At 47.8% G+C, this 22978-nt stretch carries 27 protein-coding genes; 1 reads left to right on the top strand and 26 read right to left on the bottom strand.

Annotated features, from left to right (window positions below):
- Positions 1-34: 34 nt before the first annotated feature.
- The 4 genes from gap to EPH95_RS12425 all read right to left on the bottom strand — a co-directional run bounded on the left by gap (position 35) and on the right by EPH95_RS12425 (position 3992).
- Positions 35-1042 (bottom strand): type I glyceraldehyde-3-phosphate dehydrogenase, encoded by a 1008-nt coding sequence (gap, locus tag EPH95_RS12440; protein ID WP_142090411.1) that lies wholly within the window; start codon positions 1040-1042, stop codon positions 35-37.
- Positions 1043-1071: 29 nt separating this feature from the next.
- Positions 1072-2103, bottom strand: coding sequence for a sugar-binding transcriptional regulator (locus EPH95_RS12435; protein ID WP_142090410.1), 1032 nt, complete (start codon positions 2101-2103; stop codon positions 1072-1074).
- 252 nt (positions 2104-2355) lie between these two features.
- Entirely contained in the window at positions 2356-3687 is a 1332-nt protein-coding gene (gene rpoN, locus EPH95_RS12430; protein ID WP_142090409.1) for an RNA polymerase factor sigma-54, read from the bottom strand.
- A gap of 50 nt (positions 3688-3737) precedes the next feature.
- Positions 3738-3992 (bottom strand): hypothetical protein, encoded by a 255-nt coding sequence (locus EPH95_RS12425; RefSeq protein ID WP_142090408.1) that lies wholly within the window; start codon positions 3990-3992, stop codon positions 3738-3740.
- A gap of 278 nt (positions 3993-4270) precedes the next feature.
- Between EPH95_RS12425 and clpP the strand changes: the two genes are divergently transcribed.
- Positions 4271-4864: an ATP-dependent Clp endopeptidase proteolytic subunit ClpP gene (gene clpP / locus EPH95_RS12420; protein ID WP_142090407.1), complete on the top strand. Its 594-nt coding sequence runs from the start codon at positions 4271-4273 to the stop codon at positions 4862-4864.
- Positions 4865-4916: 52 nt separating this feature from the next.
- Here clpP and EPH95_RS12415 read toward each other — a convergent pair whose 3' ends face one another.
- The 22 genes from EPH95_RS12415 to EPH95_RS12310 all read right to left on the bottom strand — a co-directional run bounded on the left by EPH95_RS12415 (position 4917) and on the right by EPH95_RS12310 (position 22855).
- A complete protein-coding gene (locus EPH95_RS12415; protein ID WP_142090406.1) occupies positions 4917-5171 on the bottom strand; it encodes an HPr family phosphocarrier protein in 255 nt (84 codons plus the stop codon).
- Between the two features lie 71 nt (positions 5172-5242).
- Complete coding sequence (gene whiA / locus EPH95_RS12410; RefSeq protein ID WP_142091607.1) at positions 5243-6181, bottom strand: DNA-binding protein WhiA; 939 nt, start codon at positions 6179-6181, stop codon at positions 5243-5245.
- Between the two features lie 50 nt (positions 6182-6231).
- Positions 6232-7158 (bottom strand): gluconeogenesis factor YvcK family protein, encoded by a 927-nt coding sequence (locus tag EPH95_RS12405; protein ID WP_142091606.1) that lies wholly within the window; start codon positions 7156-7158, stop codon positions 6232-6234.
- Between the two features lie 14 nt (positions 7159-7172).
- Complete coding sequence (rapZ, locus tag EPH95_RS12400) at positions 7173-8048, bottom strand: RNase adapter RapZ (RefSeq protein WP_142090405.1); 876 nt, start codon at positions 8046-8048, stop codon at positions 7173-7175.
- A gap of 16 nt (positions 8049-8064) precedes the next feature.
- Entirely contained in the window at positions 8065-8523 is a 459-nt protein-coding gene (locus EPH95_RS12395) for an NUDIX domain-containing protein (protein WP_142090404.1), read from the bottom strand.
- Between the two features lie 244 nt (positions 8524-8767).
- Positions 8768-9718 (bottom strand): thioredoxin-disulfide reductase, encoded by a 951-nt coding sequence (trxB, locus tag EPH95_RS12390; protein WP_142090403.1) that lies wholly within the window; start codon positions 9716-9718, stop codon positions 8768-8770.
- Positions 9719-9790: 72 nt separating this feature from the next.
- A complete protein-coding gene (locus tag EPH95_RS12385) occupies positions 9791-10843 on the bottom strand; it encodes a tetratricopeptide repeat protein (protein WP_160141756.1) in 1053 nt (350 codons plus the stop codon).
- Positions 10844-11318: 475 nt separating this feature from the next.
- Entirely contained in the window at positions 11319-11945 is a 627-nt protein-coding gene (hisIE, locus tag EPH95_RS12380; RefSeq protein ID WP_142090401.1) for a bifunctional phosphoribosyl-AMP cyclohydrolase/phosphoribosyl-ATP diphosphatase HisIE, read from the bottom strand.
- Positions 11942-12700, bottom strand: a complete 759-nt coding sequence (gene hisF / locus EPH95_RS12375; protein WP_142091605.1) for an imidazole glycerol phosphate synthase subunit HisF — start codon at positions 12698-12700, stop codon at positions 11942-11944. Before hisF ends, hisIE begins: the two co-directional genes overlap by 4 nt.
- A gap of 2 nt (positions 12701-12702) precedes the next feature.
- On the bottom strand, positions 12703-13434 hold the full coding sequence (gene hisA, locus EPH95_RS12370; RefSeq protein WP_142090400.1) for a 1-(5-phosphoribosyl)-5-[(5-phosphoribosylamino)methylideneamino]imidazole-4-carboxamide isomerase: 732 nt from the start codon (positions 13432-13434) through the stop codon (positions 12703-12705).
- Entirely contained in the window at positions 13421-14074 is a 654-nt protein-coding gene (hisH, locus tag EPH95_RS12365; protein ID WP_142090399.1) for an imidazole glycerol phosphate synthase subunit HisH, read from the bottom strand. Before hisH ends, hisA begins: the two co-directional genes overlap by 14 nt.
- On the bottom strand, positions 14075-14668 hold the full coding sequence (hisB, locus tag EPH95_RS12360) for an imidazoleglycerol-phosphate dehydratase HisB (protein ID WP_142090398.1): 594 nt from the start codon (positions 14666-14668) through the stop codon (positions 14075-14077). It abuts the gene before it with no gap.
- Between the two features lie 4 nt (positions 14669-14672).
- Entirely contained in the window at positions 14673-15950 is a 1278-nt protein-coding gene (hisD, locus tag EPH95_RS12355; RefSeq protein ID WP_142090397.1) for a histidinol dehydrogenase, read from the bottom strand.
- Positions 15947-16594 carry an ATP phosphoribosyltransferase gene (gene hisG, locus EPH95_RS12350; RefSeq protein WP_142090396.1) on the bottom strand — a complete coding sequence of 216 codons (648 nt, stop codon included), beginning with the start codon at positions 16592-16594 and terminating at the stop codon, positions 15947-15949. Before hisG ends, hisD begins: the two co-directional genes overlap by 4 nt.
- The gene (locus EPH95_RS12345) at positions 16587-17774 is read right to left on the bottom strand and encodes an ATP phosphoribosyltransferase regulatory subunit (protein WP_227003898.1); all 1188 of its coding nucleotides are present in this window, start codon (positions 17772-17774) and stop codon (positions 16587-16589) included. The genes hisG and EPH95_RS12345 overlap by 8 nt, the downstream gene beginning before the upstream one ends.
- Positions 17775-18071: 297 nt before the next feature.
- On the bottom strand, positions 18072-18557 hold the full coding sequence (locus tag EPH95_RS12340) for a hypothetical protein (protein WP_142090395.1): 486 nt from the start codon (positions 18555-18557) through the stop codon (positions 18072-18074).
- 14 nt (positions 18558-18571) lie between these two features.
- Positions 18572-19069 (bottom strand): acyltransferase, encoded by a 498-nt coding sequence (locus EPH95_RS12335; RefSeq protein WP_142090394.1) that lies wholly within the window; start codon positions 19067-19069, stop codon positions 18572-18574.
- Complete coding sequence (ppaX, locus tag EPH95_RS12330) at positions 19066-19716, bottom strand: pyrophosphatase PpaX (RefSeq protein WP_142090393.1); 651 nt, start codon at positions 19714-19716, stop codon at positions 19066-19068. The genes EPH95_RS12335 and ppaX overlap by 4 nt, the downstream gene beginning before the upstream one ends.
- Entirely contained in the window at positions 19688-20644 is a 957-nt protein-coding gene (locus tag EPH95_RS12325) for a nucleoside recognition domain-containing protein (protein ID WP_142090392.1), read from the bottom strand. The genes ppaX and EPH95_RS12325 overlap by 29 nt, the downstream gene beginning before the upstream one ends.
- A gap of 23 nt (positions 20645-20667) precedes the next feature.
- Positions 20668-21525, bottom strand: a complete 858-nt coding sequence (gene lgt, locus EPH95_RS12320) for a prolipoprotein diacylglyceryl transferase (RefSeq protein WP_142090391.1) — start codon at positions 21523-21525, stop codon at positions 20668-20670.
- Positions 21526-21569: 44 nt separating this feature from the next.
- On the bottom strand, positions 21570-22505 hold the full coding sequence (hprK, locus tag EPH95_RS12315) for an HPr(Ser) kinase/phosphatase (RefSeq protein WP_142090390.1): 936 nt from the start codon (positions 22503-22505) through the stop codon (positions 21570-21572).
- 62 nt (positions 22506-22567) lie between these two features.
- Positions 22568-22855, bottom strand: a complete 288-nt coding sequence (locus tag EPH95_RS12310) for a hypothetical protein (protein ID WP_142090389.1) — start codon at positions 22853-22855, stop codon at positions 22568-22570.
- Positions 22856-22978: the final 123 nt, after the last annotated feature.

Genomic DNA, 22978 nt, shown 5'->3' with positions numbered 1-22978 from the left:
ACGTGTTCTGTTCCCGTTTCTCTTCTGCTACTTATTATAAACCTTTTTGCGCCATATGCGCGACCAAATCTACAACACGGCTGGAATATCCGAATTCATTATCATACCAGGCAACGACTTTTACCATGTTTCCTTCCATCGTTAACGTTGACTGGGCATCTACCGTCGCGGAATGGGCGTTGCCGTTATAGTCACTGGAAACGAGCGGTTCTTCACTGTAGCCGATAATGCCTTTCATCGACGTTTCTGCCAGTTTCTTCATTGAGGCGTTCACTTCGTCACCTGTCACATCACGGTCCAGTTCCGCGACGAAATCAACGAGAGACACGTTTGGTGTCGGAACACGAATCGCGTTCCCGTTCAATCGCCCTTCCAGTTCAGGGAGGACGAGGGCAACAGCTTTGGCGGCACCGGTTGAAGTCGGAATGATGTTCTCGCTGGCAGCCCTCGCGCGACGATAATCTTTATGGGGCAAATCCAAAATTTGCTGGTCATTTGTATACGAATGAACGGTAGTCATAAAACCGCGGCGAACGCCAAATTCATCATTTAAGGCTTTCGCGAGCGGAGCGAGGCAATTCGTCGTGCATGAAGCATTCGAGACGACATAATGATCTTCAGGGGAATAATCTTCATCGTTGACTCCCATAGCAAACGTTTGGTCTACATTTTTTCCGGGAGCCGAAACAACGACTCTTTTTGCGCCTCCTTCCAGATGTTTAGCCGCATCCTCGCGTTCGGTAAAACGACCCGTCGATTCTACAACGATTTCAACGCCGTACTCGTTCCAGCCGATGTTTGCCGGGTCTTTTTCAGATGATACATGGATTTTTTTTCCTGAAATAAAGAGGTCTTCGCCGTCGACTTTCACCTCTTCCGGAAACGTTCCATGCACGGTATCATACTTCAGCAAATGGGCAAGCATATCCGCGTCTGTCAGATCATTGATGGCGACGACTTCAACTTCATCATTCTCCATCGCTGCCCGAAACACCAAACGTCCGATTCTGCCAAATCCGTTTATTCCTACTTTTGTTGCCACAACAGATTCCTCCTTAACAAAGTAAAATTTTAATTCAAGGTTGCAAATGATTGAATAGCCTCGGCCGCTCCTTCGTCAGTGATGAGCAGGTCACTTGGCCGGTACGTCATGTACGCGATAATTGCGTCAGCTTTTGATGCGCCGCCGGCAATGGTGACGACTTTCTGTCTTTCCCCGAGTTCATCCAGTTGCAAGCCTACTGTTTTTTCCTTTTGGACCACGTTCCCTTTACCGTCAAAATAGTAGCCAAAACTTTCAGCAACAGCATTTAAGTTTTTTAAACGGTCTAATTTTTCTTCATCCGCGTTTCTTCGCGTGGCCATCGTATAAGCATCTCCTACGCTATGGAGAACCATGCGCGGAGACCGAATCAGCTCTAATAGTTCTTGAATACCCGGCTCCTGCGTCAGTGATTCATAAGCAAGGTCGCTTACTTGATCGGGCACATGTAACAATCGATAGTGGGCATTGGCACTTCTAGCCAGTGCAGCGCTAATCGTGTTCGACTGCAAATCAACATTTTCGCCCAAGCCTCCGCGAGCGGGAACAAACGTAACTTGCTTCAAGTTTGGGTGAGGTGTAACGGATTCCGCCAGCGTCGCGAGTGTCGTCCCGCCTGCAACAGCAACGACGTCTTCGGGGCAGAGGGTTTGGATCATTTCATCGACACAAGCGCGGCTCATTTCTTTTTTCACCCATGGCTGGGCGTCACTATTGCCGCTCGTTACAATCACATGCGGAATGTGAAGGAACTGCTGTAATTCCCGCTCCAATTGCGTGCGCCCGGAGATGTTTTGCATGCTTGGCCCCAGCTGGTCCAGTAACGTACGCCCTTCCTCTGTCAGGTCCATTCCTCCGGATTTCACTCGCAAAAGGTTTTGCTCCTTGAAAAGTTCAACCTCGCTGCGAAGGACACGTTCCGAAATATGCAATGCTGCCGCAATCGTCCGCCTGCCTACCGGAGCACTGACGCGAATAAATTGCAAAATATCAAAACGACGGTTTAAATTTTCCAAAATGTCCGGCTGTAGTTTCTTCTGCCATTCTAAGAGATCCAGCATTGTGCACATCACTTCTTTATAATCGGGAACGTTTTTGACCCTACGAGACATTTTCGTTCCCAGTAAGTGTTAATTATATTATATATCATTTTCTTTTTGCTTGCAATATTAATGTAACCTTTTAAAGATATTTCCATTCTGTACGGGAAGAAGTGCACAGGCTCCTGGTATTACAGTAAGTTCGGACAATATTCCCGGCTTCTTTTTAATCCCGTTGCCAATACATAAAAAACCGCCCGATTCCCAGGCGGTTTATGCAAAACGTTTTCGTTTGGATGAAGCCGGAATGTTAAGTTCATCACGGTATTTGGCGATCGCGCGCCGAGAAATCTTTATCCCTTCATCCTGTTTAAAGCGATCGGCGATTTTCTGGTCAGAGATTGGTTTTTGTTTATTCTCTTGTTCAATCCAACAACGGATGGACTGTTTCACCATCGATGCCGAAACGTCTTCGCCGGCATTACCGGAGACCCCTTTACTGAAAAATGCTTTTAATTCATAACAGCCGCGGGGCGTTTGTACATACTTCCCGTTCGTCGTTCGTGAAACCGTTGATTCATGAACGTCTGCCCGTTCAGCAATATGTTTGAGCGTCATCGGGCGCAGCTCGCCACTCTCCAAAAAATTTGGTTGATATTCAACGATCGCTTCTGTTACGGCGCGAATCGTTTGTTGCCGTTGGTCAATGCTTTTCAACAGCCAGACGAGTTGTTTGTATTTGGAATGGGCATAATCAAACGTTTCTTTATCGCTTTTTTGATGAAGGAGATTCCGATATTGGCGATTCAAGCGAATCTTCGGCAAAGAATCATCATTTAAAATAACGGCCCATTCGCCATTGTGCTTTTCTATATAGACATCCGGCATAATATATTCCGCTTCGCTTTCACTAAACCCTTGGGCAGGGCGTGGATTAAGCGTCTGAATAAAATCATGGGCCTCTTGTATTTCTTCGAGTGTGATTTGCATTTCTTCCGCAAGCCATTTCCATTTTTTTCCTGCAAACGCTTGCAAATAATGGCGGACAATCGTTTCAATCACCGGGTGCTCCTCAGGAAGTGCTTGCAACTGCAAAAGCAGACATTCCGATAACGAACGCGCCCCTACGCCAAGGGGATCAAAGTGTTGCAAAATGGCGCTTAATTCATGGAAACGGTCGGGGGTGATGCCGAGTTCAATGGCCGCTTCTTGTTCATTAACAATTAAATAACCGTTTTCATCGATATTATGGATGAAATATTCTAGCTGTTCTTTTGTCTTCTCTCGGCAATCAAGCATTCGAAGTTGATCCATCAAATGAACCGTTAACCCTTGCCGCTCATTCCCCAAACGATCAATGAACGGGTCTTTTCCCTGCTCCCCACTGCTTTCCTCACGATCTTGCCATAACACAGGGCTATCCCGGATCACCTCATCCCTGTTTGAATCGCCGATATCCAACAGTGGATTCTCCAATGCTTGTGCTTCTATATATTCAGACAATTCCAGTGAGGAGTATTGTAACAAGGAAATTGCCTGGCGCAATTGCTGGGTCATCACGAGTTTCATTGTTTGTTGTTGAATTAGTCCCATTTCAAGGTTCATGGTGCGCCCCCCTTTATTCTGTAAGCGCTTTCTAAAAAGATAGCGGCTATTTATTGTTGTTCCATCCATGAAAAGGCTAAACGGACGGTATGCGTTTTCTTCTTTTGTATATACTCGCTATTCATCGTTATATGAGAAGGGACATGAGCTTGCTCATACGTGCGGTCATCCTGCAAGAAATCAAATGAACCGGTTGTTCTTAACGATTCGGCTAACCTTTCGAGTTCTGCAGCGGCTTCATCCACCTTTAGTTCCTGCTCCCGGGCATGCAGTTCCGTTTGTTCTAAGCGTTCTTGGCCAAACATGGAATCCCCCTTTGAGCATTTCTTTTATTGTGAAAATAAACATTCATTACGCTAATTGCAATATCCTTGAGTGTATTATATCGCATTTCAAAATAAGAAGCCAGGAGAAAACGGTTTGAAGTTTACGAAAAAGGGTAAATATAGTAGTGGGTAAAAAATGAATGCAATGCATTTGACCTTTATTGACCAACAAGGTATGATGAGACCAGTAAACCCCATCATTTTATGTTGCATGGGATTGCACTACAACGTAAACGAGATGAAGGAGGATTAGATTTATGCATCTAATACCAACAGTTATTGAACAAACAAACCGAGGAGAACGGGCTTATGATATTTATTCGCGTCTGTTAAAAGACCGTATCGTCATGCTCGGATCAGGGATCGATGACAATGTGGCCAATACCATCGTCGCTCAATTGCTTTTCCTCCAAGCGGAAGATCCGGACAAGGATATCTCCCTTTATATTAACAGCCCGGGGGGCTCCATTTCCGCCGGCATGGCCATTTATGATACGATGCAATACATTACACCGAAGGTCTCGACCATTTGCATCGGCATGGCTGCCTCCATGGGTGCTTTCCTATTAAACGCCGGTGAAGTCGGTCAGCGTTTCGCCCTCCCGAACAGTGAAATTATGATTCACCAACCGCTTGGCGGCACACAAGGGCAGGCTTCCGATATTGAAATTCATACCCGCCGTATTCTGGAAATGCGGAAACGGTTGAACAACATCTTTGCCGAGCGAACGGGCCAACCTCTCGAAGTCATTGAACGTGACACGGACCGCGATAACTTTATGACTGCACCGGAAGCAAAAGATTACGGGCTTATCGATCAAATCTTTGAGAAAAATGATAGCAAACAATAAAGAAGAAAAAACGATAGCATCAACAAAAAACCACGCGGGTCGCGTGGTTTTTTTATTCCTCACTCACAAATTCCGCAAGCGCCTCTACCGCTTCTTCCTCATCGCCGCCATCTGCAGATATGCGAATGGTTGCTCCTTTGCGAACGGCGAGGCTCATCACTCCCATAATACTTTTGGCGTTGGTCTCATGCGTCCCTTTTATAACGTTTATATCCGCATGGAAGCGATTCGCTTCCTGCACGAATAAAGCGGCAGGCCGCGCCTGCAAGCCCATTTTTAACTTCACTTCCACGTCACGCTCGACCATTACTACCCACCCCTTCTATATGTTTATCCCGGTGGTAAGCGCCCGCTTTTCCGATAGTTCCGACGTACACTTTACCCTTGTGGCAACGATTCACGATTGCGAATTCGTTCAGCCAGTTCGTCAATTTTTCGCAACCGATGATTGACCCCGGATTTGCTTACCTTCCCGCTTTCTGCCATATCTCCCAGTTCTTTTAAGGTAACATCCTGGTGTTTCACCCGGAGTTCCGCCATTTCACGAACTTTGGGAGGCAAACTTTCCAGGCCGATTTCTCGCGCGACAAGTTGTATATTTTCCACTTGCCGCAAGGCGGCCCCTACCGTTTTGTTTAAATTTGCCGTCTCGCAGTTCACAAGCCGATTAACAGAGTTACGCATATCTTTCACAATCCGTACATCTTCAAAATAAAGCAATGCTTGATGGGCACCGATAATGTTAAGGAATTCAGTGATTTTCTCACTTTCCTTAATGTAAACAATATACCCTTTTTTCCGCTCCAGTACACGGGCATCCAGATCAAATTCCGATATTAGTCCCAGCAATGATTGATTGTGCTCTTTATAATAGGAAAACAATTCCAAATGATAGGAAGACGTCTCCGGATGATTAATGGACCCGCCCGCGAGAAAAGCTCCGCGCAAATACGCTCTTTTGCAACAGTTATCCTTGAATGTATGTGCTGAAATGGACTGTGTAAACGTATGCCCATCGGCTCTCAGGTTTGTATCCGCTAAAATTTCTTCCACGAGACGATATACCCGAACGATGTAAATATTGTTCTTTCTTAATTGCATTTTTTTACGAACGACGAGTTCGGCCTTCATGTTTTCATAACGCTGCTTCAGAAGCGTATAAAACCTTCGCGCAATCGCGGCGTTCTCGGTTGTTATATCCAAAGTCGCGCGCGATTCCGAAACCTGGAGCGCACCAACCATCTGAATGAGCGCGGAAAGTTCCGCTTTTACACAGCAATCATCTGCACGAATTTGCGTAAGCTCTTTTTTTGTCATTGCTGCAAACGAAGTCAAGGCATACTCACCACCTTCTTAGTCAAACGTCCTTAGCCCTCCAGAATCATCCGGGCGATTTTTTCGGCATTATGGCGCAACACCGGGCCGTCTGTATGAATGAAATCATCTTGAACCACATCCAAGCCAAGTGATTTTAAAGAACCTTCATCACAAATCACAGCTTCCGAACCTTCCTCTGCATATCGCTCGATCATTTCCGATGAAATGTTTCCGTCATGGGTGAAAACTTGTTCAATCATCGAATCCCCGATATGGGCATGCAACGCCTTGATATGATCGGAAGCGGTAAACCCATCTGTTTCCCCTTTTTGCGTCATAACATTGCAAATGTAAATTTTATCCGCTGGCGATCGGCTTATCTCCTCAGCAATCCCGGGCACGAGCAAATTGGGTAACACACTGGTATATAAGCTTCCCGGCCCCATAATAATTTTATCCGCTTGTCGAATTGCCTGAATGCTTGCCGGAAGTGCCTCGGGAAATTCGGGGTCAAGGATCATTTTGTCGATTTTTTTCCCTGCCTTCGGAATATTGGATTCCCCCCGAACGACACTGCCATCGGTCATCCTTGCCACGAGCTCAATGCTGTTATTTGACGCGGGCAACACCGTTCCGCGCACATTGAGCACAGCGCTAAGCTCGCTGATGCCGCGGGCAAAATCACCGGTGATGGATGTCATGCCCGCGATTAGCAAATTGCCGAGCGAATGCCCGCTGAGTCCTTCTCCATTTTCAAATCGATGCTGAAATAACCGCTCAATTAATGGTTCAACTTCCGCCAGTGCCACCAACACATTCCGAACATCCCCGGGCGGCGGCACATTTAATTCCTTGCGCAACCGTCCCGAGCTTCCTCCATCATCGGCTACGGTAACGATCGCCGATAGGTCTACGGAATAGGTTTTTAGTCCCCGCAATAACACGGACAGTCCCGTACCGCCTCCGATGACAACCATTTTTTTTACATTAGTCACTCGTTTGTTTCTCCCCTGTCCTTATGTTCACGATGGCTTTTATATACTTGGTAATTCCCGGAATAAACGTCGGACAAATGCTCCACAAGTGCCACGGAACGATGATTCCCGCCCGTGCAGCCGATAGCGACGATCACCTGGCTCTTCCCCTCTTGCTTATACAGCGGCAACAGAAAAGTAAGCATGTCTTCAAGTTTTGCCAAAAATTCCTTCGTGTCCGTCCACTTCATCACATACTCGGCCACATCCGAATCCATCCCGGTTAACGGGCGCATCCGTTCAATATAATGGGGATTCGGCAAAAAACGGACATCAAAAACAAGATCAGCATCAATCGGAACTCCGCGTTTAAACCCAAAGGACATAAAGTGAACACTGAAAGTCAGCTCCTCGGGAGCGGTGAAGAACTTGTTAATTTCCGCCCGTAGTTCGCGAGGGGAAAGCGCTGTCGTATCAATATGGTAACGTGCTCTCCCTTTGATCTCGTCCAGGATCTGCCGTTCTTCTTTAATGCCATCCAACAGTGGGCCTGCCGGAGCTAATGGGTGCGAGCGTCTTGTTTCTTTAAATCGCTGCACAAGCTTGCTGTCCTCTGCATCGAGAAATAAAATATGCGTGTGCAGATTCGGTTTGTCTCCAAGCATACTCACCGCCGAAAACACTTGTTCAAAAAATTCCCGGCCGCGTAAATCCATGACGAGGGCCACACGGTTCATCGAACCGCCTTCGACGAGATCCAATAATTTCGGGATCAATGCCGGCGGCAAATTATCGATGCAAAAAAACCCGAGATCTTCAAGGCTTTGAACGGTAACCGTTTTCCCTGCCCCCGACATTCCGGTAATGACAACGATCTGGATATCATCTTTCACACCAACATCTCTCCGTTCACACTGTTTCGAGCTTAGCGTCAAGCAACTCGTAATCAGGCGTGTAATAAAATGTGCCGAACAACATTCCTTGTTTTCCCAAAAGATGTTTAAATAAATCCTGGTCTCCCAAGGCCATCGGAAAAGAAAGCACGTTCGTTTTCTCTTCCCAAAACAATTGGCCTTCAGGTGAGCGTTCCAACATTTCCCCTTTATGTTTATGCGCAAGAAAAGAAAACATCATCCACTCGGAAACTTTCGCGTATCTTTCCTGAATGACAATCGTAGAAACTGCCCGTAACTGTGGGTTCAGCAGTTGTAATCCGGTCTCTTCCATGAACTCTCTGCGCACGGTGGCAAGTGGGGTTTCTCCATCCTCCATCTTCCCTCCCGGGGCGACCACCCAGTTTCTTCTGGGCTTTTGCAATAACAAAACCCGATCATTATGTGTCAACACGCAGTTTGCCACACGCCGCATGTTCATCACCTCACATTAATTATAACGTGAACGGATGCATCCCACAAATCTAACCCTCTGGAATCTACACGATCCCCCCATTTTTGACAAAAAAATACGCAAGGCGATGAACCTTGCGCATCCAAAATATATAAAAGGGGGGTCAATTAACGTACTTCCATCATAACGCTTGATTGTTTCACAGCTGTTACAATAGCATTAAAAAAGAATAACGATTTTTCTTCCTTTTATATACTGGCATTTCTTACGCCTCGACTGTTTTCTCCAATTCTTCGACATATGACTGTGCGTTTTGTGCCGCCAAACTGCCGTCACCGGTTGCTGTCACAATTTGCCGCAACGTTTTTTCGCGAATGTCACCAGCCGCAAAAATTCCGACACGGTCGGTTTCCATTTCTTCGTTTGTAACGATATACCCTTCTTCATTCGTGATTCCCAAGTCTTTCACGGCGTTGTTGAGCGGAAGCAAACCAATATAGACAAAAACGCCATCGGTTTGAAAATCATATTGGTCGCCGGTCTTCACATTGGCGAGGGTAACATTGCTCACTTTTCCATCCGTACCATGGATTTGTTTGACAACATGATCCCATTTGAAATCAATTTGTTCATTGAGAAATGCCCGTTGTTGAAGAATTTTTTGGGCGCGTAATTCATCACGGCGATGAACGATGGTCACCTTTTTGGCAAAACGCGTGAGATATACGGCTTCTTCGACAGCGGAGTCGCCCCCGCCGACGACGATAATTTCTTTATCCCGGAAAAATGCTCCGTCACACACGGCACAATAGGACACTCCGCGGCCCCCGAACTCTTTTTCACCGGGAATGCCCAATTGTTTATATTCCGCACCTGTGGCAATGATCACAGCGCGTGCTTTATACGTTTTATTCCCGGCGTGAATCGTTTTATATTGATTTCCGTCTTCGATCTTTTTAATATCTCCATAGGCATACTCTGCACCAAATTTACGCGCATGCTCAAACATTTTATTCGATAAGTCGGGGCCGAGAATATGCGAATATCCGGGGTAGTTTTCCACATCTTCCGTGTTGGCCACCTGACCGCCCGGCATCCCTCGTTCGAGCATTAATGTTTTCATTTCTGCACGCGATGTATACACTGCAGCAGTCATGCCCGCGGGACCTGCCCCGGCAATTATGACATCATAAATGGTCTCTGTTTCTCCTGACATCGACCGACGCTCCTTTCACTTGCCTTCTGTCTCTATATTATCCCGCTTTTCCGTTAACGTCTATTCATCTGCTCAATCCAAACCGAAAGATAAATCGTGCAGATGTTCACACTGTACTTCGTCCCTTTTCAGAGCCCGTGTCTGCCATGTCTGCAAAAGCGTTGCTGCTTTATCGTGCCCGTGATCACGCGCGAGCTTCCACGCTTTTTTACTTTTTTCGTTGTAGCCACAATGAAAAGCCGCCACGCCATAACGATAAAAAAATGCCCCTGTTGTTTCGGGCATGCTGTGTTTTCGTAAAAAGTGGAAGGATGCAAGCGCCTGCTCATATTCGCCGAGCCGGCAAAGCGTTGCTGCCAACTTATGCATATGCCCTTTATTCAATGGCGCCAATTGTCTAAGTTTCTTTTTCCAATGTTCGGCTTCCCGTTCTTTATGCTGATCTTCAAGCAATAATGTTAACTGGCAGAGCGCAGGCACATACATCACCTCTTTTAACAAGGAACGCAGGCAATTCATCGCCTCGTCGCTGTGTCCTTGCAGGTGAAGCGTTCTCGCATATTGATTGTAGGAAGCATAATGGGCGGGATAATCCATCATTAATCCTTCGAGCAAACGCTCTGCTTTTTCATAATTTCCATCGTTGATGAAGCGCCCGGCACGCTCATACTGTAAAATAAAGTCATCGGGAAATGGAAGCTCTTCTTTATATTCATCCTCAAAAAAGGCTTCATCCCCATCAAGTTTTACCAACTCAAGCAGCTCTTTCGTATCTTCCGCGAACTCCCCCTCAGGCGAGGAGGACAAATATTGAAGCGCCGCTTCCTTTGCTTTATCAAAAAGTCCGAGAAACGCATAATTGTTGGCAAGGAAATAATAACAATCATGCATGTTGCCATCAATATGATCCAAGACGTGCAAAAGGGTCTCATTGGAACGTTCATGCTCGCCCATATCGGACAATACAGCTGCTAGTTGACAATGAAAAACCCCTTCCAGGGGCCTTAATTCAATCGCTCGTTTTAAATAACGGATCGAGCGGTTCCACTCTTTATTTTTATAAAACGTAATTCCCCGGTCAAAAAAATACTCCGGGTTTTGAAGAAAAGGGATCAGTTGCCCCATGCGCATACACGCCTTCCACATGCTGTTGGTTCTTTTATTATAACATAGTCTATGGAGCACCCCAAAAGTTCGTGCGCAGGTGGAGTTGAACCGTGTATCATTAATTTAACCAAACTAAAAAACGGCAAGTACGTAAGTCCACGAATATACGGGCCGTTAACTATTTGACTGTCTCTATACCGATTTTCGCTTTAAACATAAAACGGGACCGTAGATCATTCGTTTTTATGACCTAAAACAACTATGACGAATTGCGACACCCCGCGGAAAGATGAAAAGCGGACTCATTTGGCGCTCGCCAACCATTATGCGTTCGCAACTCCCAATCTTGAGGACTCACTTGGCTCACAAGCAGCGCTTCGAGTCCGCTAAACCAGTTCCTGAGGACTCTTTTGGCTCACAAGCAGCGCTTCGAGTCCGTTAAACCCAATCTCGAGGACTAAAAGGAGCAATCTCACCTAAAATACACTCGCTATTACTTCCCGTGCCGTTCCCTTAACGTATCCATCACGCGGTCAAGGGGCAATTGCTGTTCCTCAAGCAACACCACGAGATGATATATAAAATCGGCACTCTCCCATGATAATTCTTCCCGGTCACGATTTTTCGCCGCTATAATAATTTCGGAAGCTTCTTCGCCGAGCTTTTTTAATATTTTATCCACCCCTTCTTCAAATAAGTAAGTGGTGTAAGCCCCCTCCGGGCGTTCGTGATTTCTTTCTGCAATCGTCGCGGCCAACGTTCGCAAAATCTCGAAACCCTCTGTTTTCTGCTTCGCTTCCCCGTGGTAAAGACTCTCTGTAAAGCAGCTGTACGTTCCCCTGTGGCAGGCCGGACCTCGCGGGTGTACAAGAACGAGCAAAGCATCGCGATCGCAATCAAAACGAATATCGCTCACTTGCTGCACATTTCCGGACGTTTCTCCTTTATGCCAGAGGGACTGGCGCGAACGGCTGTAAAACCAGGTTTCCTTCGTATCGATTGTTTTCTTTAGCGATTCCCGGTTCATATATGCTACCGTCAATACTTCTTTGCTATTGGCATCCTGTACGACTGCCGGCACCAATCCTTCGCCATCAAAAACAACATCATCCACATTCACCGCACATTCACCCCCTGTTTTCTCAGCTCATCTTTAACTTCCGAAACAGCCGTTTCCTTGTAATGGAAAACGGAGGCCGCCAAGGTTGCGTCCGCACCGGCCTCCAGAAACACATCGGAAAAATCCTGCAGCGATCCCGCGCCTCCGGAAGCGATCACCGGAACGGTCACAGCTTCGTTTACCGCGCGTGTGAGCGCCAAATCATACCCTGTTTTTGCGCCATCCTGGTCCATGCTCGTGAGCAAAATTTCTCCCGCGCCTTTGCGTACGACTTCTTTCGCCCAATCGGTCACTTCCAAATCCGTCTCGTTGCGGCCACCATGGGTATACACACGCCAAGATTGCAATTGATCGTCCCATTTGGCATCAATGGCGACGACGATGCATTGGGAGCCGAAAAAGTCCGCCCCTTCCGCGATCAAGCCCGAATTTTTAACGGCTGCCGTATTTAGCGATACTTTATCCGCACCGGCACGCAAGATTTGCCGCATGTCATCGACGCTATTGATGCCGCCGCCGACCGTAAACGGGATCGCGAGTTTTCCTGCCACTTCCCGCACAACATCCACCATCGTTTTCCGTCCTTCATGAGATGCCGATATATCCAGGAACACGAGCTCGTCCGCTCCTTCCCGGTCGTAGTAGTCTGCCAGCTCCACCGGGTCTCCCGCATCTTTTAGCTCTACAAATTGGACGCCTTTAACAACGCGGCCTTCTTTTACATCCAAACAAGGAACGAGCCGTTTTGTTAGCATGTTCATTTCACCTCTTTTAACGCTTCAGACAAATCAAGGGCGTCTGTGTACAACGCCTTGCCGACAATTACACCGCTTACGCCTGTCTCCCGATAACGCACCAATGTTCGAACATCGTCCAAACCACTTACACCGCCCGATGCAATGACGTTAGCACCGCTCGCTTTTGCAAGGGCGGCACTGGCTTCCACATTTGGCCCTGCGAGCATTCCGTCCTTTTCGATATCGGTAAATATAAACGTATCCGCACCTGCGGCGACCATCTCAGCGGCAAGCACTTCTGCTTGCACATCTGATGACTCCAACCAACCGTTCACAGCTACCATACCATTTCGCGCATCTAGTCCAATGACGATTCTGCCCGGATAAGAGGCGAGCATTTTCGCTGTGAAATCGGGGTTTTGCACCGCAACAGACCCGAGGATCACTCGATCAACGCCACGGGAAAGATAATATTCCACGTCTCGTTCCGTGCGAATGCCGCCTCCCACTTGAACACGAGCATTCGTTTTTTCAACAATACGGAAAATGGCTTCAGCATTGACCGGATGTTTATCGCGGGCACCATCCAAATCAACGACGTGCACCCACGTTGCGCCATCCTCGACAAAGCCCGCCGCTATTCGAGCCGGATTGTCTCCATAAATCGTTTCCCGATTGTAGTCGCCTTGCTGTAACCGCACACATTTGCCGTTGCGAATATCGATGGCAGGAAATAAATTAAAGGCTGTCACTCGTCTGTACCTGCCTTTCTTTTACATAAGTCACATAATTGCTTAACATTTGCATCCCGAGCGTGCTGCTTTTTTCCGGATGAAACTGGGTGCCGAAGATATGATTTCGACCGACAACCGCCGGCACGTCTCCATCATAGTCGGCCGTAGCAACAACAACCTCTGCAGTATCAGCATGAACGACATAGGAATGCACAAAATAAGCATGCCCTTCATCGGTTCCTTCAACGATGACGTGGGTAGGTTGACGGTATTGGAGATAGTTCCAACCCATATGAGGGACTTTATATTGAATGCCTGCCCTTGTTTTCCCGGGAAAATGCCGCACTTTCCCGGGCAACAGCTGAAGCCCTTGGGTAACTCCGTTTTCTTCGCTTTCGGAAAATAGGAGCTGCATGCCGAGACAGATGCCTAGTAAAGGTTTTCCGCCCTCGACCAATTGTTTGAGGGTGGCATCTAGGTTCTTTTCACGGAGAATAGCCATGGCATCTTTAAAAGAACCGACCCCGGGTAAAATCAAGCCATCGGCTGATGCCAATGTATGTGATTCTTCGGTAATGATATAAGGGGCCTCTAGCCGTTCAAGCGCTTTGCTTACGCTGTACAGATTGCCCATCCCATAGTCTACGACCGCGATCATCTACAACATCCCTTTCGTCGAAGGAATGCCCTTCACACGGGGGTCAATTTCCGCCGCCTCCGATAAGGCCCTGGCCAGCGCTTTAAAAATAGCTTCAATGATGTGATGCGTATTCCAGCCGTAATGCACGATCACATGCAAGTTCATTCGTGCTTCCACGGCAAACTTCCATAAAAACTCATGCACAAGCTCGGTATCGAATGCACCTACTTTTGCAGCGCCGATATCTCCCCGGAATTCAAGGTGCGGGCGATTCCCGAGATCAATGACCACTTGGGCAAGCGCATCATCCATGGGAATGTGGACAGTCCCATACCGGCGGATGCCAGTTTTGTCGCCAAGGGCTTCCTTGATCGCTTGACCCAGGCAAATCCCAATGTCCTCCGTTGTATGATGATCATCGATTTCCACATCACCGCTCGCTTGTACACGTACGTCCAATTGTCCGTGCTTGGTAAAAAGATCAAGCATGTGGTTTAAAAACGGAACCGGCGTCTGAATATCAGACTGACCGGAACCGTCCAACCGTACATCGAGTTCAATATCCGTTTCTCCGGTTTGCCGTTTTACCGTTGCTTTTCGTGTATCATTCATCTTTTTATCGCACGTCCTTTTTTTTACGGATTTCCACCGCACGAGCATGGGCTTCAAAACCTTCCACGCGCGCAAGCGATGCAATCATTTCGCTGTTTTGGGCAAGTGCTTCCTCGCTATAATGAATGATGCTTGATTTTTTAAGGAAGTCATCGACCGTTAACGGGCTTGAAAAACGAGCCGTTCCGTTCGTCGGCAACACGTGATTCGGACCTGCAAAATAATCGCCAACCGATTCCGCGCTGTTTTCTCCGAGGAAAATAGCGCCCGCGTGCCTAATTTTTCCTAGATATTGAAATGGTTGGCTACAGAGAACTTCCACGTGCTCCGGAGCCAATGAATTAACAACATCAACCGCTTCGTTAAGATCAGCGCTCAAATAAATCGCGCCAAAGGTGTCAAGCGCTTCGCGGGCAATAGCCGCCCTCGGCAAATCTTCCAATTGGCGCTCCACTTCCGCAGACACTTTTTCCGCGAGGGCTTTCGAAGGCGTAACGACAATAGCCGTCGCCCGTTCTTCATGCTCTGCTTGCGAGAGCAGATCAGCCGCCACATAGTCCGGACGGGCAGAATCATCGGCGAGAACGACGATTTCACTCGGACCCGCGATCATATCAATATCCACTTGGCCGAAAACCGCCCGTTTCGCTAAAGCCACGAATGAGTTCCCCGGACCGACGATTTTATCGACCGCTTGCACGGAATCCGTCCCGTAGGCAAGTGCCGCGACCGCCTGTGCTCCGCCGGCCTTCAGGATCGTTTCAACGCCCAGTTCAGAGGCCGCCACCAAAACGGCCGGATGCAACAGCCCAGATTCATCCGGCGGGGATGCCATCACGATACGCCCCACATTTGCCACTTGCGCCGGGATCACATCCATCAAAATCGTCGAAGGATAAGCGGCTTTACCCCCTGGCACATATACCCCGACTGCATCCAGCGGAGTTATTTGCTGCCCAAGGATAGTTCCGTTCTCCTTTGTCGTCATCCAGGATTCCGACCGTTGGCGCTCATGGAAATCACGAATGTTCGCGATCGCCTGCCGAATCGCGTCCACTGTCCGCGTATCCATCGATTCATACGCTTGTGCACGCTCCTTCTCACTCACAAACAAAGCATCGAGTGCTGCCCCGTCTAATTTTTTCGTGTATGCCCGCAAGGCCTCATCGCCATCTTTTCGCACTTCAGCAATGATTTCATCTACAATCGCTTGTATTTTTTCATTGCCGCTGTCAGGGTCCCGGCGTAAACTGACCTGTTCATCCACCTGTATAATCTTCATGACGATGGACTCCCCTCCTTAATAACCGCGGATAAACGCCCGACAATATCGTCGATTTGCTTATCTTTCATACGGTAACTGACCGGATTCACGATCAATCGGGAAGTAACAGACTCAATCGTCTCTAATTCGACAAGACCGTTTTCCTTCAATGTTTTTCCGGTTGAAACGATGTCGACGATTCGTTCGGCCAAGCCGATTAAAGGCGCGAGTTCAATCGATCCGCTTAGCCTAATCACTTCCACTTGCTCGCCTTGCGCTTTAAAATATTGGGTAGCGATATTCGGATACTTGGTCGCGATTTTGGGCGCCACCCGTTCCTTCCTTTGCTGTGGAAGGCCGGCAACTGCCAAGTAACAAGCACTAATGTGCAAGTCGAGCACTTCATATACATCTCGCTGTTCTTCCAACAAAACATCTTTTCCAGCGACGCCGATATCGGCAACGCCGTGTTCCACATACGTAGGTACATCCATAGGCTTGGCCAGAAAAAATTTCATGCCGGCCTCGGGGGCTTCCACGATCAACTTTCGGCCCGCCGCAAAGTCCTCCTGCAAAGGATAACCGGCATTTCGGAGAAGGTCAGCCGCCTCTTCAAAAATTCTGCCTTTAGGCATGGCGAACGTGATCCAATCTTTATTCATTGTTGTGTCCCCCTCTCCGATCCGTAATTGAGACAACTTCCGCATATTTATCCGTGAAAGCATTGATGTCCGGTACACTAGCGATGTTTTGCATAACAATCGACTCCCCATTTTGCCGACGCCGGTTTGCTTCCTGCAACGCTTGTTGATGATGTTCTTTATGGAAAAGAATGAGCGTCGAGCGTTTCTGGGGACCCCCTTCGTTAATATGATTCAGTGCTTCCAGCAATCGATCCAAGCGTATCCCGAAGCCAGTCGCGCTTGCCGGACGCCCAAATTTTTCAAGCAATTCATCGTAGCGTCCGCCGCTTGCAAGAGGGAAGCCGAGCGGTCCGCCGTACCCTTCAAACACAATCCCGGTATAATAATCAATTTGACCGACGAGGTTAAGGTCAATTTGGACGACATCATGAACTCCGAAGTCTTGCAAAATTCCCCATAAATCTTCAATATCGTTGATCGCTTGATGCGCTTTTGAACTATAGGCCAACGTTTTCGCCCGCTCGAGAATTTCCGGACCGCCGCGTAAGCTGTGCAGTTGATGGAGGCGGCTTTTCTCAGCTTCCGAAATTTCCAGTCGATCAATCCGTTGTCGGTAGCCCACGAAGTTTTTTTCATAAAGATACCGTCGGAGCTCCTCAACAATTTGAGGGTCATCGATGATTTCTTCAAAAAAAGCATTCATATATTGAATATGTCCAACAGCAAGGCGAAACGAGGACAAACCGGACGCGCGCAGATTGGACGTTAGAAGCGCCAGCACTTCTCCATCGGCGTTCATAGAGTCATCGCCGACAAGTTCTACGCCAAATTGCTCAAATTCCGCGCGCCTGCCTCCCTCATGCTGTTGAGCCCGGTATAAAGCGCTGCAATAGGAAAGACGTAACGGCAAGGGCTCTTCTTTCATGCTGGATCCGACAACTCGAGCGATCGGCGCAGTCATATCCGGCCGCAAGACGAGCGTCTGCCCTTCCCGGTCCAGCAATTTGAACAATTGCTCCTCACGAATCGCGGAAGCATTCCCTACCGTTTCGTAATACTCCAATGACGGCGTTTGAATGGGGCGGTATCCCCAACTTTCCGTTTCCCGTTCAATATAGCTTTGCACCTCACGCGCACGTTCATAGAGCGCGGGGAGCGTATCAATCATTCCCAGGGGTTTTTCAAACATCAGTGGCATGTGCGCAGCCTCCAAAAAATCCTTTAGTTCGATAGAGTAGTAAAATGTTTATGTATTTAAGTTTACACTTGGAACTTGAATGCCGTCAACGCATGCAAATGAGCCGGGGACACGCAGTAGCCCGTGAAAGAAGGCGAAGTAAGGATTTTTGTCCCTAAGCAAGTATTCGGTGCCCTTTAGCGGTATAAGCTTTCCATACAGATAGTTTCGCGATCGTCGGACGCCATTATTCAACTGCCTCGGGCTATTATTTTGTCCTCACCTGCGACAAACGCCTCCATGCCGTCCATATAATTTTTACGCCGCACGCGCCTGATCAACAGGCCTTTCTTCATTATTCCTGATCGCAAATGTAGCGATCCATCCGACGAGTCCTAATGTTAAAATTGAAAAAACGAGAAGGACAACGTATTGATCACTATACTTCCTGAATAACTCAAAAAGGGTATACAATACTAGTCCGAGCGTAACAAACCATAATAATATAGCCAATATGACGAGCGGCGGAAAAATGATCTCAAGCATGAAAAGTGGAAATTGCGTTACGGATAACCCAATAAGCAGCCATGGGAGAACATCGCGAAAACCAGCGGGCACGCGGTCCCAAACGACCATACTAAGCGTGTAATACTGGGCAATCGGGATAAACGCCAACCAGGCATTTTCAATGCCGCCCCTTTTGGCAAGCCGAAACACGCCAAAGGCAAACAAGAGATAAACGGCAATCCCTGCCGCAAAGGCAAATAACAGGAATACCAAAAGGACCAAAATAAATAACTCCATCAGATTTCCTCCTTTTAAACTTCACGCGGCCCTTCCCGGATCACTTGCATCGGATTCCCGCCAACAAAAGCCCCTGCAGGCACATCTTTGTGCACGAGAGTCAACGCGGAGACGATCGCCCCATCTCCGATTGTCACACCGGGAAGAACCAACGATTGAGCGCCGATCATGACATTATCCCCGATATGAATCTGCCCGAGACGATATTCATCAATTAAATACTCATGGGTAAGTAGCGTCGTGTTGTAGCCAATGACACAGTTGCTGCCCACGTATACCTTCTCCGGAAACATCACATCAGGCGTCACTTTCAATGCAAACGCGGTTTTTTCGCCGACATTCATGCGCAAAAGCGTTCGATAGAGCCAATTTTTCACACTTAGAAAAGGCGTTATACGGGCAAGCTCAATGACGATAAAATTTTTTACGACTTTAAAAAAGGAGACGGTTTGATAAATATGCCAGAGGGAATTGTTTTTTGATACGCGGTAACGATCCGTGCGCCGAGTCATTGTCCCGACACTCCCAAAATGTCAAGGAGGTCACGCATATCATCCAAAATCACGTCCGGCTTGTGTTCCTTCAATACATCGACACCCTTGATCGACCAGGCCACCGCGGCGGTTCTCGTCCCCGCGTTTTTCCCCCCTTCAATATCGTGAACATTATCGCCGACCATAAGTGTCTCTTCCGCTGTCGCTCCCAATGCTTTCATCGCCTTCTCCAACGGTTCCGGGTGAGGTTTTGGATTTTCCACCTCATCAAGGGTGACTACCGTCTTAAAAAAAGGCTTCATGCCCATCAAGTCCAACCCTTTCCAAGCAGTCTCCCCCCGTTTCGTCGTCACAACCCCTAATTGGAAGGATGCAGCCGCCAATTGCTCCAACGTTTCACGCACCCCGGTGTATTCCTTGATTAATTCATCATGGCGGGCATGATTGTGTTCACGATACATCGTCATCATTTCATCTGCCCGTTCCGCATCCAGGCTATGAAACGTATCGGCTAACGACGGTCCAATAAAATCAAGGATATCCTCCCGCTCAAATCTTCCCGGATAATAGTGTTCAAGCGTGTGGACAAAAGATGAAATGATCAAGTCATTCGTATCAATTAATGTTCCATCAAGGTCAAAAAGAACTGTATTCACGTTGTCCATCAACATTTGCCTCCTGTTTTTCCAAGCGGTTCCAGAAATAAGCAATTGCCATCGTCAACAAAATTGCGGTTACTACCCGAATGATAAGCAGTGGCAAGACCGGAATCCCGAGAGGAATGAAAATGAGTGTGTCTTCTACAATACCATGACAGGCGACCAAAAAGATAAAAACGAGGTATAAATCTTTTTTCTTCACGCCGTTTTCTCTCGCTTCTTGAATCATGACCCCTGCCCCGAAGGCAAGACCGAAAAAGATCCCGGATGCCAACGTTGTCGATGTATTGGGCTGGATGCCGAGCATGCGGGTAAAAGGCAACATCTTATTGGAGAACCAATCCAACATGCTAAAGTCTTTCATGAGCTGCACGACCATCATGATTGGGAATACAAAAACCGCGATTGTCACAACACCCATGGCAGCACTCGAGGCCGCTTCCAAAAGGGCATCCATCCAACCACTAACTTCCACGGATTCGGTGCCACTCACAAAGCCGTATTGCGCCTGTTGATCCCCGCCTTGCCAAATCCAATGAATGAGAAAGGCGGAAACAATGGCGAGACCAATGCGAACCGCCAATACCACAGAGATACGTATTCCTAATTTTGCCGCAACCGCAGATTCCACAAATAGGTTGTGGGAAAAAGAAAGCATAACCGCGAGAATAAAAACTTCTTTCACCGTAAAATCAAACGTTAAAATCGAGCCGATAGCAGCGTATAAGTTCAATACATTTCCAAGAACAAGCGGGATGGCCGCCTCCCCGGGTAATCCTATCCAAGACATAAACGGCGCCAATTGGGCCGAAAGCCAATCCAGGGCCGGCGTGAACGACAGAAGGGTCACGGCAAATGTAATCGGAAAAATGATCTTCGCCAATGTCCAAGTCGTATCCAGCCCTGATTTCAGCCCCCTTTTCAACGTTTGCATTTTATCTTTCCCCTACTCCAAACTCATTTTTTCTTCTTTTTATTTCGGTTTTTTTTCACAAGTTTCTCGTCTTTATCCCAATAGCGCGCTTCTATAATCCCTTTCTTGCGATGATAAATCATGAAAATGATGGCTCCTGCGATAAGCACGACGGAAATGATTTGTGCCGTTTGCAAAAGACCCCCGATCATTAAGCTATCCGTGCGCAATCCTTCGATAAAGAAACGGCCGAACGAATACCAAATGACATAAGTTAAGAAAATATTTCCCCGTCGCAAGTTCAACCGCCGCAAAAAGATCAACAATGCGAAACCGAGGACATTCCAAATGCTTTCGTACAAAAAGGTCGGGTGATGATACGTTCCCTCGATCAACATCTGATCGATGATCCAATCCGGCAACATGAGGTTTTCCAAAAATGACCGGGAAACCTCTCCCCCGTAGGCTTCTTGGTTCATAAAATTGCCCCAGCGGCCAATCGCCTGCCCAAGAATGATACTCGGGGCGGCAATGTCAGCCAGTTTCCAGAATGAATACCCGCGCCGTTTGGCAAAAACAATGGCTGTTATCACGGCTCCGATTAAACCTCCGTGAATCGCCAAACCGCCTTCCCAAATGGCAATGATTTGAGCCGGATTTTGTGCATAATAGTCAAATTGAAAAATGACATAATAAAGACGGGCACTTACAATGGCAATCGGAATCGCCCAAATAAGTAAATCCGCAAATAAATCGTCCGGATAGCCGTGTTTTTTTGATTCCCTCGCCGCTATTACATAGCCTATGGCCGCCCCCAGCACAATTAGAATGCCATACCATTGGACAGAAAGCGCTCCTATTTCAAAGGCCACGGGGTCCAGCGGTTGCGCTTGAAAAAGCATCCGGATGGCCACCTCCCTTGTTTGATTCGTTTCAGATCTCTGCGTTAAAATTCATCTCGATCATAATCCTCAATGACGCCCATTAACTTGTCTGAAAATTCCTGGGCTGCATTTATGCCCATTCGTTTTAAGCGAAAATTCATGGCAGCAACTTCTACAATAACCGCCAAATTTCGCCCCGGGCGTACCGGAATCGTATATTTTGGGATATCCGTTTCAATGACGCTCATCGTATCCTCGTCAATCCCTAACCGGTCATAAGCCTTGTCTTCATCCCACAGCTCAAGGTGCACGTTAAGGGTGATCCGTTTAAAGGGCCGTACCGCGCCGGCACCGAATAAAGTCATTACATCTATGATGCCGAGCCCGCGAATTTCAAGCAAATGCTTAATCAGTTCCGGCGGGCGGCCCATCAATGTGTCTCCATGCTGTTGACTGATTTCCACCGAATCATCGGCAACGAGCCGGTGCCCCCGCCGCACCAAATCCAGCGCGGTTTCACTCTTACCGACACCGCTTGCCCCGGTAAGCAAGACTCCGATTCCGTATATATCTACAAGCACCCCATGAACCGCTGTCGTTTCCGCGAGCTGCGCTTCAAGAAATTCGGTCATTTGGCTACTTATTCGAGTCGTCGTATCATTGGCACGCATAACCGGAACACTGGATTTTTCCGAGACATCGAGCAACTCCCGCGATGCTTCCAACTCTCTGGAAATGATCACGCCGGGTGTATTGGCCGTGCATAATTTATCCAAACGTTCCAACTTCACCTCTGTATCCAACTGCTCAAGAAACGTAAGCTCCGAGCGGCCCAACAACTGCAACCGTCTGCGGGGATAATAGGTAAAAAAACCGGCCATCTCCAAGCCTGGTCGAGAAATGTCACTCGTGGTGATCGGCCGATAAATCCCTTCTTCACCACTTAACAATTCCAGGGAAAAACGATCAATCAAATCTCTTGCCGTGACCTTAGCCATCTAGTTCCCTCCGAACTCGGGTTGTATAAGTAGTCGGCAGCGACGTATTTTTTCAAAAATCATCACACGTTGTCCATTGTAGCATGTTTTCGCTCGAAAATGGTATGTATGACAGGGTTTGCTGAAATGAAAAAATTCTTTCTGTCGCAAGGGGTTTCCCCTGATGTGTAGAAAGAGAGATGCAAGGAAAAATGGCCGCTCAGGGCTAAACCTTTGCACCTTATGATCAACATGCGGGGGATGTCGCTTCCATGGCTTCGCTTTCCGCGGACGAACGGCCAAGCCTCCTCGCGCAAGATCAGCGCTGCGGGGTCTTGGCTCGTCCGTTTTTCCGCTGGAGTCTTCGCCATTGCAGCGCCATCCCGCCCTTGCGATCAAGTTGTTCAGCAGCCTCTATGATATGAGTTTTACTTGGCTTTCATCCAGCAAGCTGTGGGCGGGATTCATCACTTTCTTCCCCATTGATTCCGAAT

Source organism: Salicibibacter halophilus (assembly GCF_006740705.1).
Classification (GTDB): domain Bacteria; phylum Bacillota; class Bacilli; order Bacillales; family Marinococcaceae; genus Salicibibacter; species Salicibibacter halophilus.
The sequence above is the reverse complement of the archived record's forward strand: the minus strand, read 5'-3'. Positions and strand labels throughout refer to the sequence as shown.

Bases quoted from the DNA above. Each gene is read 5' to 3' on its own strand.
- hisD (WP_142090397.1), bottom strand. From the start codon at position 15,950: ATGAAGATTATACAGGTGGATGAACAGGTCAGTTTACGCCGGGACCCT.
- EPH95_RS12345 (WP_227003898.1), bottom strand. From the start codon at position 17,774: ATGCCACTGATGTTTGAAAAACCCCTGGGAATGATTGATACGCTCCCC.
- EPH95_RS12310 (WP_142090389.1), bottom strand. From the start codon at position 22,855: ATGGCGAAGACTCCAGCGGAAAAACGGACGAGCCAAGACCCCGCAGCG.
- rpoN (WP_142090409.1), bottom strand. From the start codon at position 3,687: ATGAACCTTGAAATGGGACTAATTCAACAACAAACAATGAAACTCGTG.
- hisG (WP_142090396.1), bottom strand. From the start codon at position 16,594: ATGAATAAAGATTGGATCACGTTCGCCATGCCTAAAGGCAGAATTTTT.
- whiA (WP_142091607.1), bottom strand. From the start codon at position 6,181: ATGACAAAAAAAGAGCTTACGCAAATTCGTGCAGATGATTGCTGTGTA.
- EPH95_RS12340 (WP_142090395.1), bottom strand. From the start codon at position 18,557: ATGGAGTTATTTATTTTGGTCCTTTTGGTATTCCTGTTATTTGCCTTT.
- EPH95_RS12325 (WP_142090392.1), bottom strand. From the start codon at position 20,644: ATGCAAACGTTGAAAAGGGGGCTGAAATCAGGGCTGGATACGACTTGG.
- EPH95_RS12435 (WP_142090410.1), bottom strand. From the start codon at position 2,103: ATGCTGGATCTCTTAGAATGGCAGAAGAAACTACAGCCGGACATTTTG.
- lgt (WP_142090391.1), bottom strand. From the start codon at position 21,525: ATGCTTTTTCAAGCGCAACCGCTGGACCCCGTGGCCTTTGAAATAGGA.
- trxB (WP_142090403.1), bottom strand. From the start codon at position 9,718: ATGTCAGGAGAAACAGAGACCATTTATGATGTCATAATTGCCGGGGCA.
- EPH95_RS12425 (WP_142090408.1), bottom strand. From the start codon at position 3,992: ATGTTTGGCCAAGAACGCTTAGAACAAACGGAACTGCATGCCCGGGAG.
- clpP (WP_142090407.1), top strand. From the start codon at position 4,271: ATGCATCTAATACCAACAGTTATTGAACAAACAAACCGAGGAGAACGG.
- ppaX (WP_142090393.1), bottom strand. From the start codon at position 19,716: ATGGACAACGTGAATACAGTTCTTTTTGACCTTGATGGAACATTAATT.
- EPH95_RS12405 (WP_142091606.1), bottom strand. From the start codon at position 7,158: ATGGTTGTCATCGGAGGCGGTACGGGACTGTCCGTGTTATTGCGGGGA.
- EPH95_RS12385 (WP_160141756.1), bottom strand. From the start codon at position 10,843: ATGGGGCAACTGATCCCTTTTCTTCAAAACCCGGAGTATTTTTTTGAC.
- hisH (WP_142090399.1), bottom strand. From the start codon at position 14,074: ATGATCGCGGTCGTAGACTATGGGATGGGCAATCTGTACAGCGTAAGC.
- EPH95_RS12395 (WP_142090404.1), bottom strand. From the start codon at position 8,523: ATGCGGCGTGTGGCAAACTGCGTGTTGACACATAATGATCGGGTTTTG.
- EPH95_RS12335 (WP_142090394.1), bottom strand. From the start codon at position 19,069: ATGACTCGGCGCACGGATCGTTACCGCGTATCAAAAAACAATTCCCTC.
- EPH95_RS12415 (WP_142090406.1), bottom strand. From the start codon at position 5,171: ATGGTCGAGCGTGACGTGGAAGTGAAGTTAAAAATGGGCTTGCAGGCG.
- hisF (WP_142091605.1), bottom strand. From the start codon at position 12,700: ATGCTAACAAAACGGCTCGTTCCTTGTTTGGATGTAAAAGAAGGCCGC.
- hprK (WP_142090390.1), bottom strand. From the start codon at position 22,505: ATGGCTAAGGTCACGGCAAGAGATTTGATTGATCGTTTTTCCCTGGAA.
- hisB (WP_142090398.1), bottom strand. From the start codon at position 14,668: ATGAATGATACACGAAAAGCAACGGTAAAACGGCAAACCGGAGAAACG.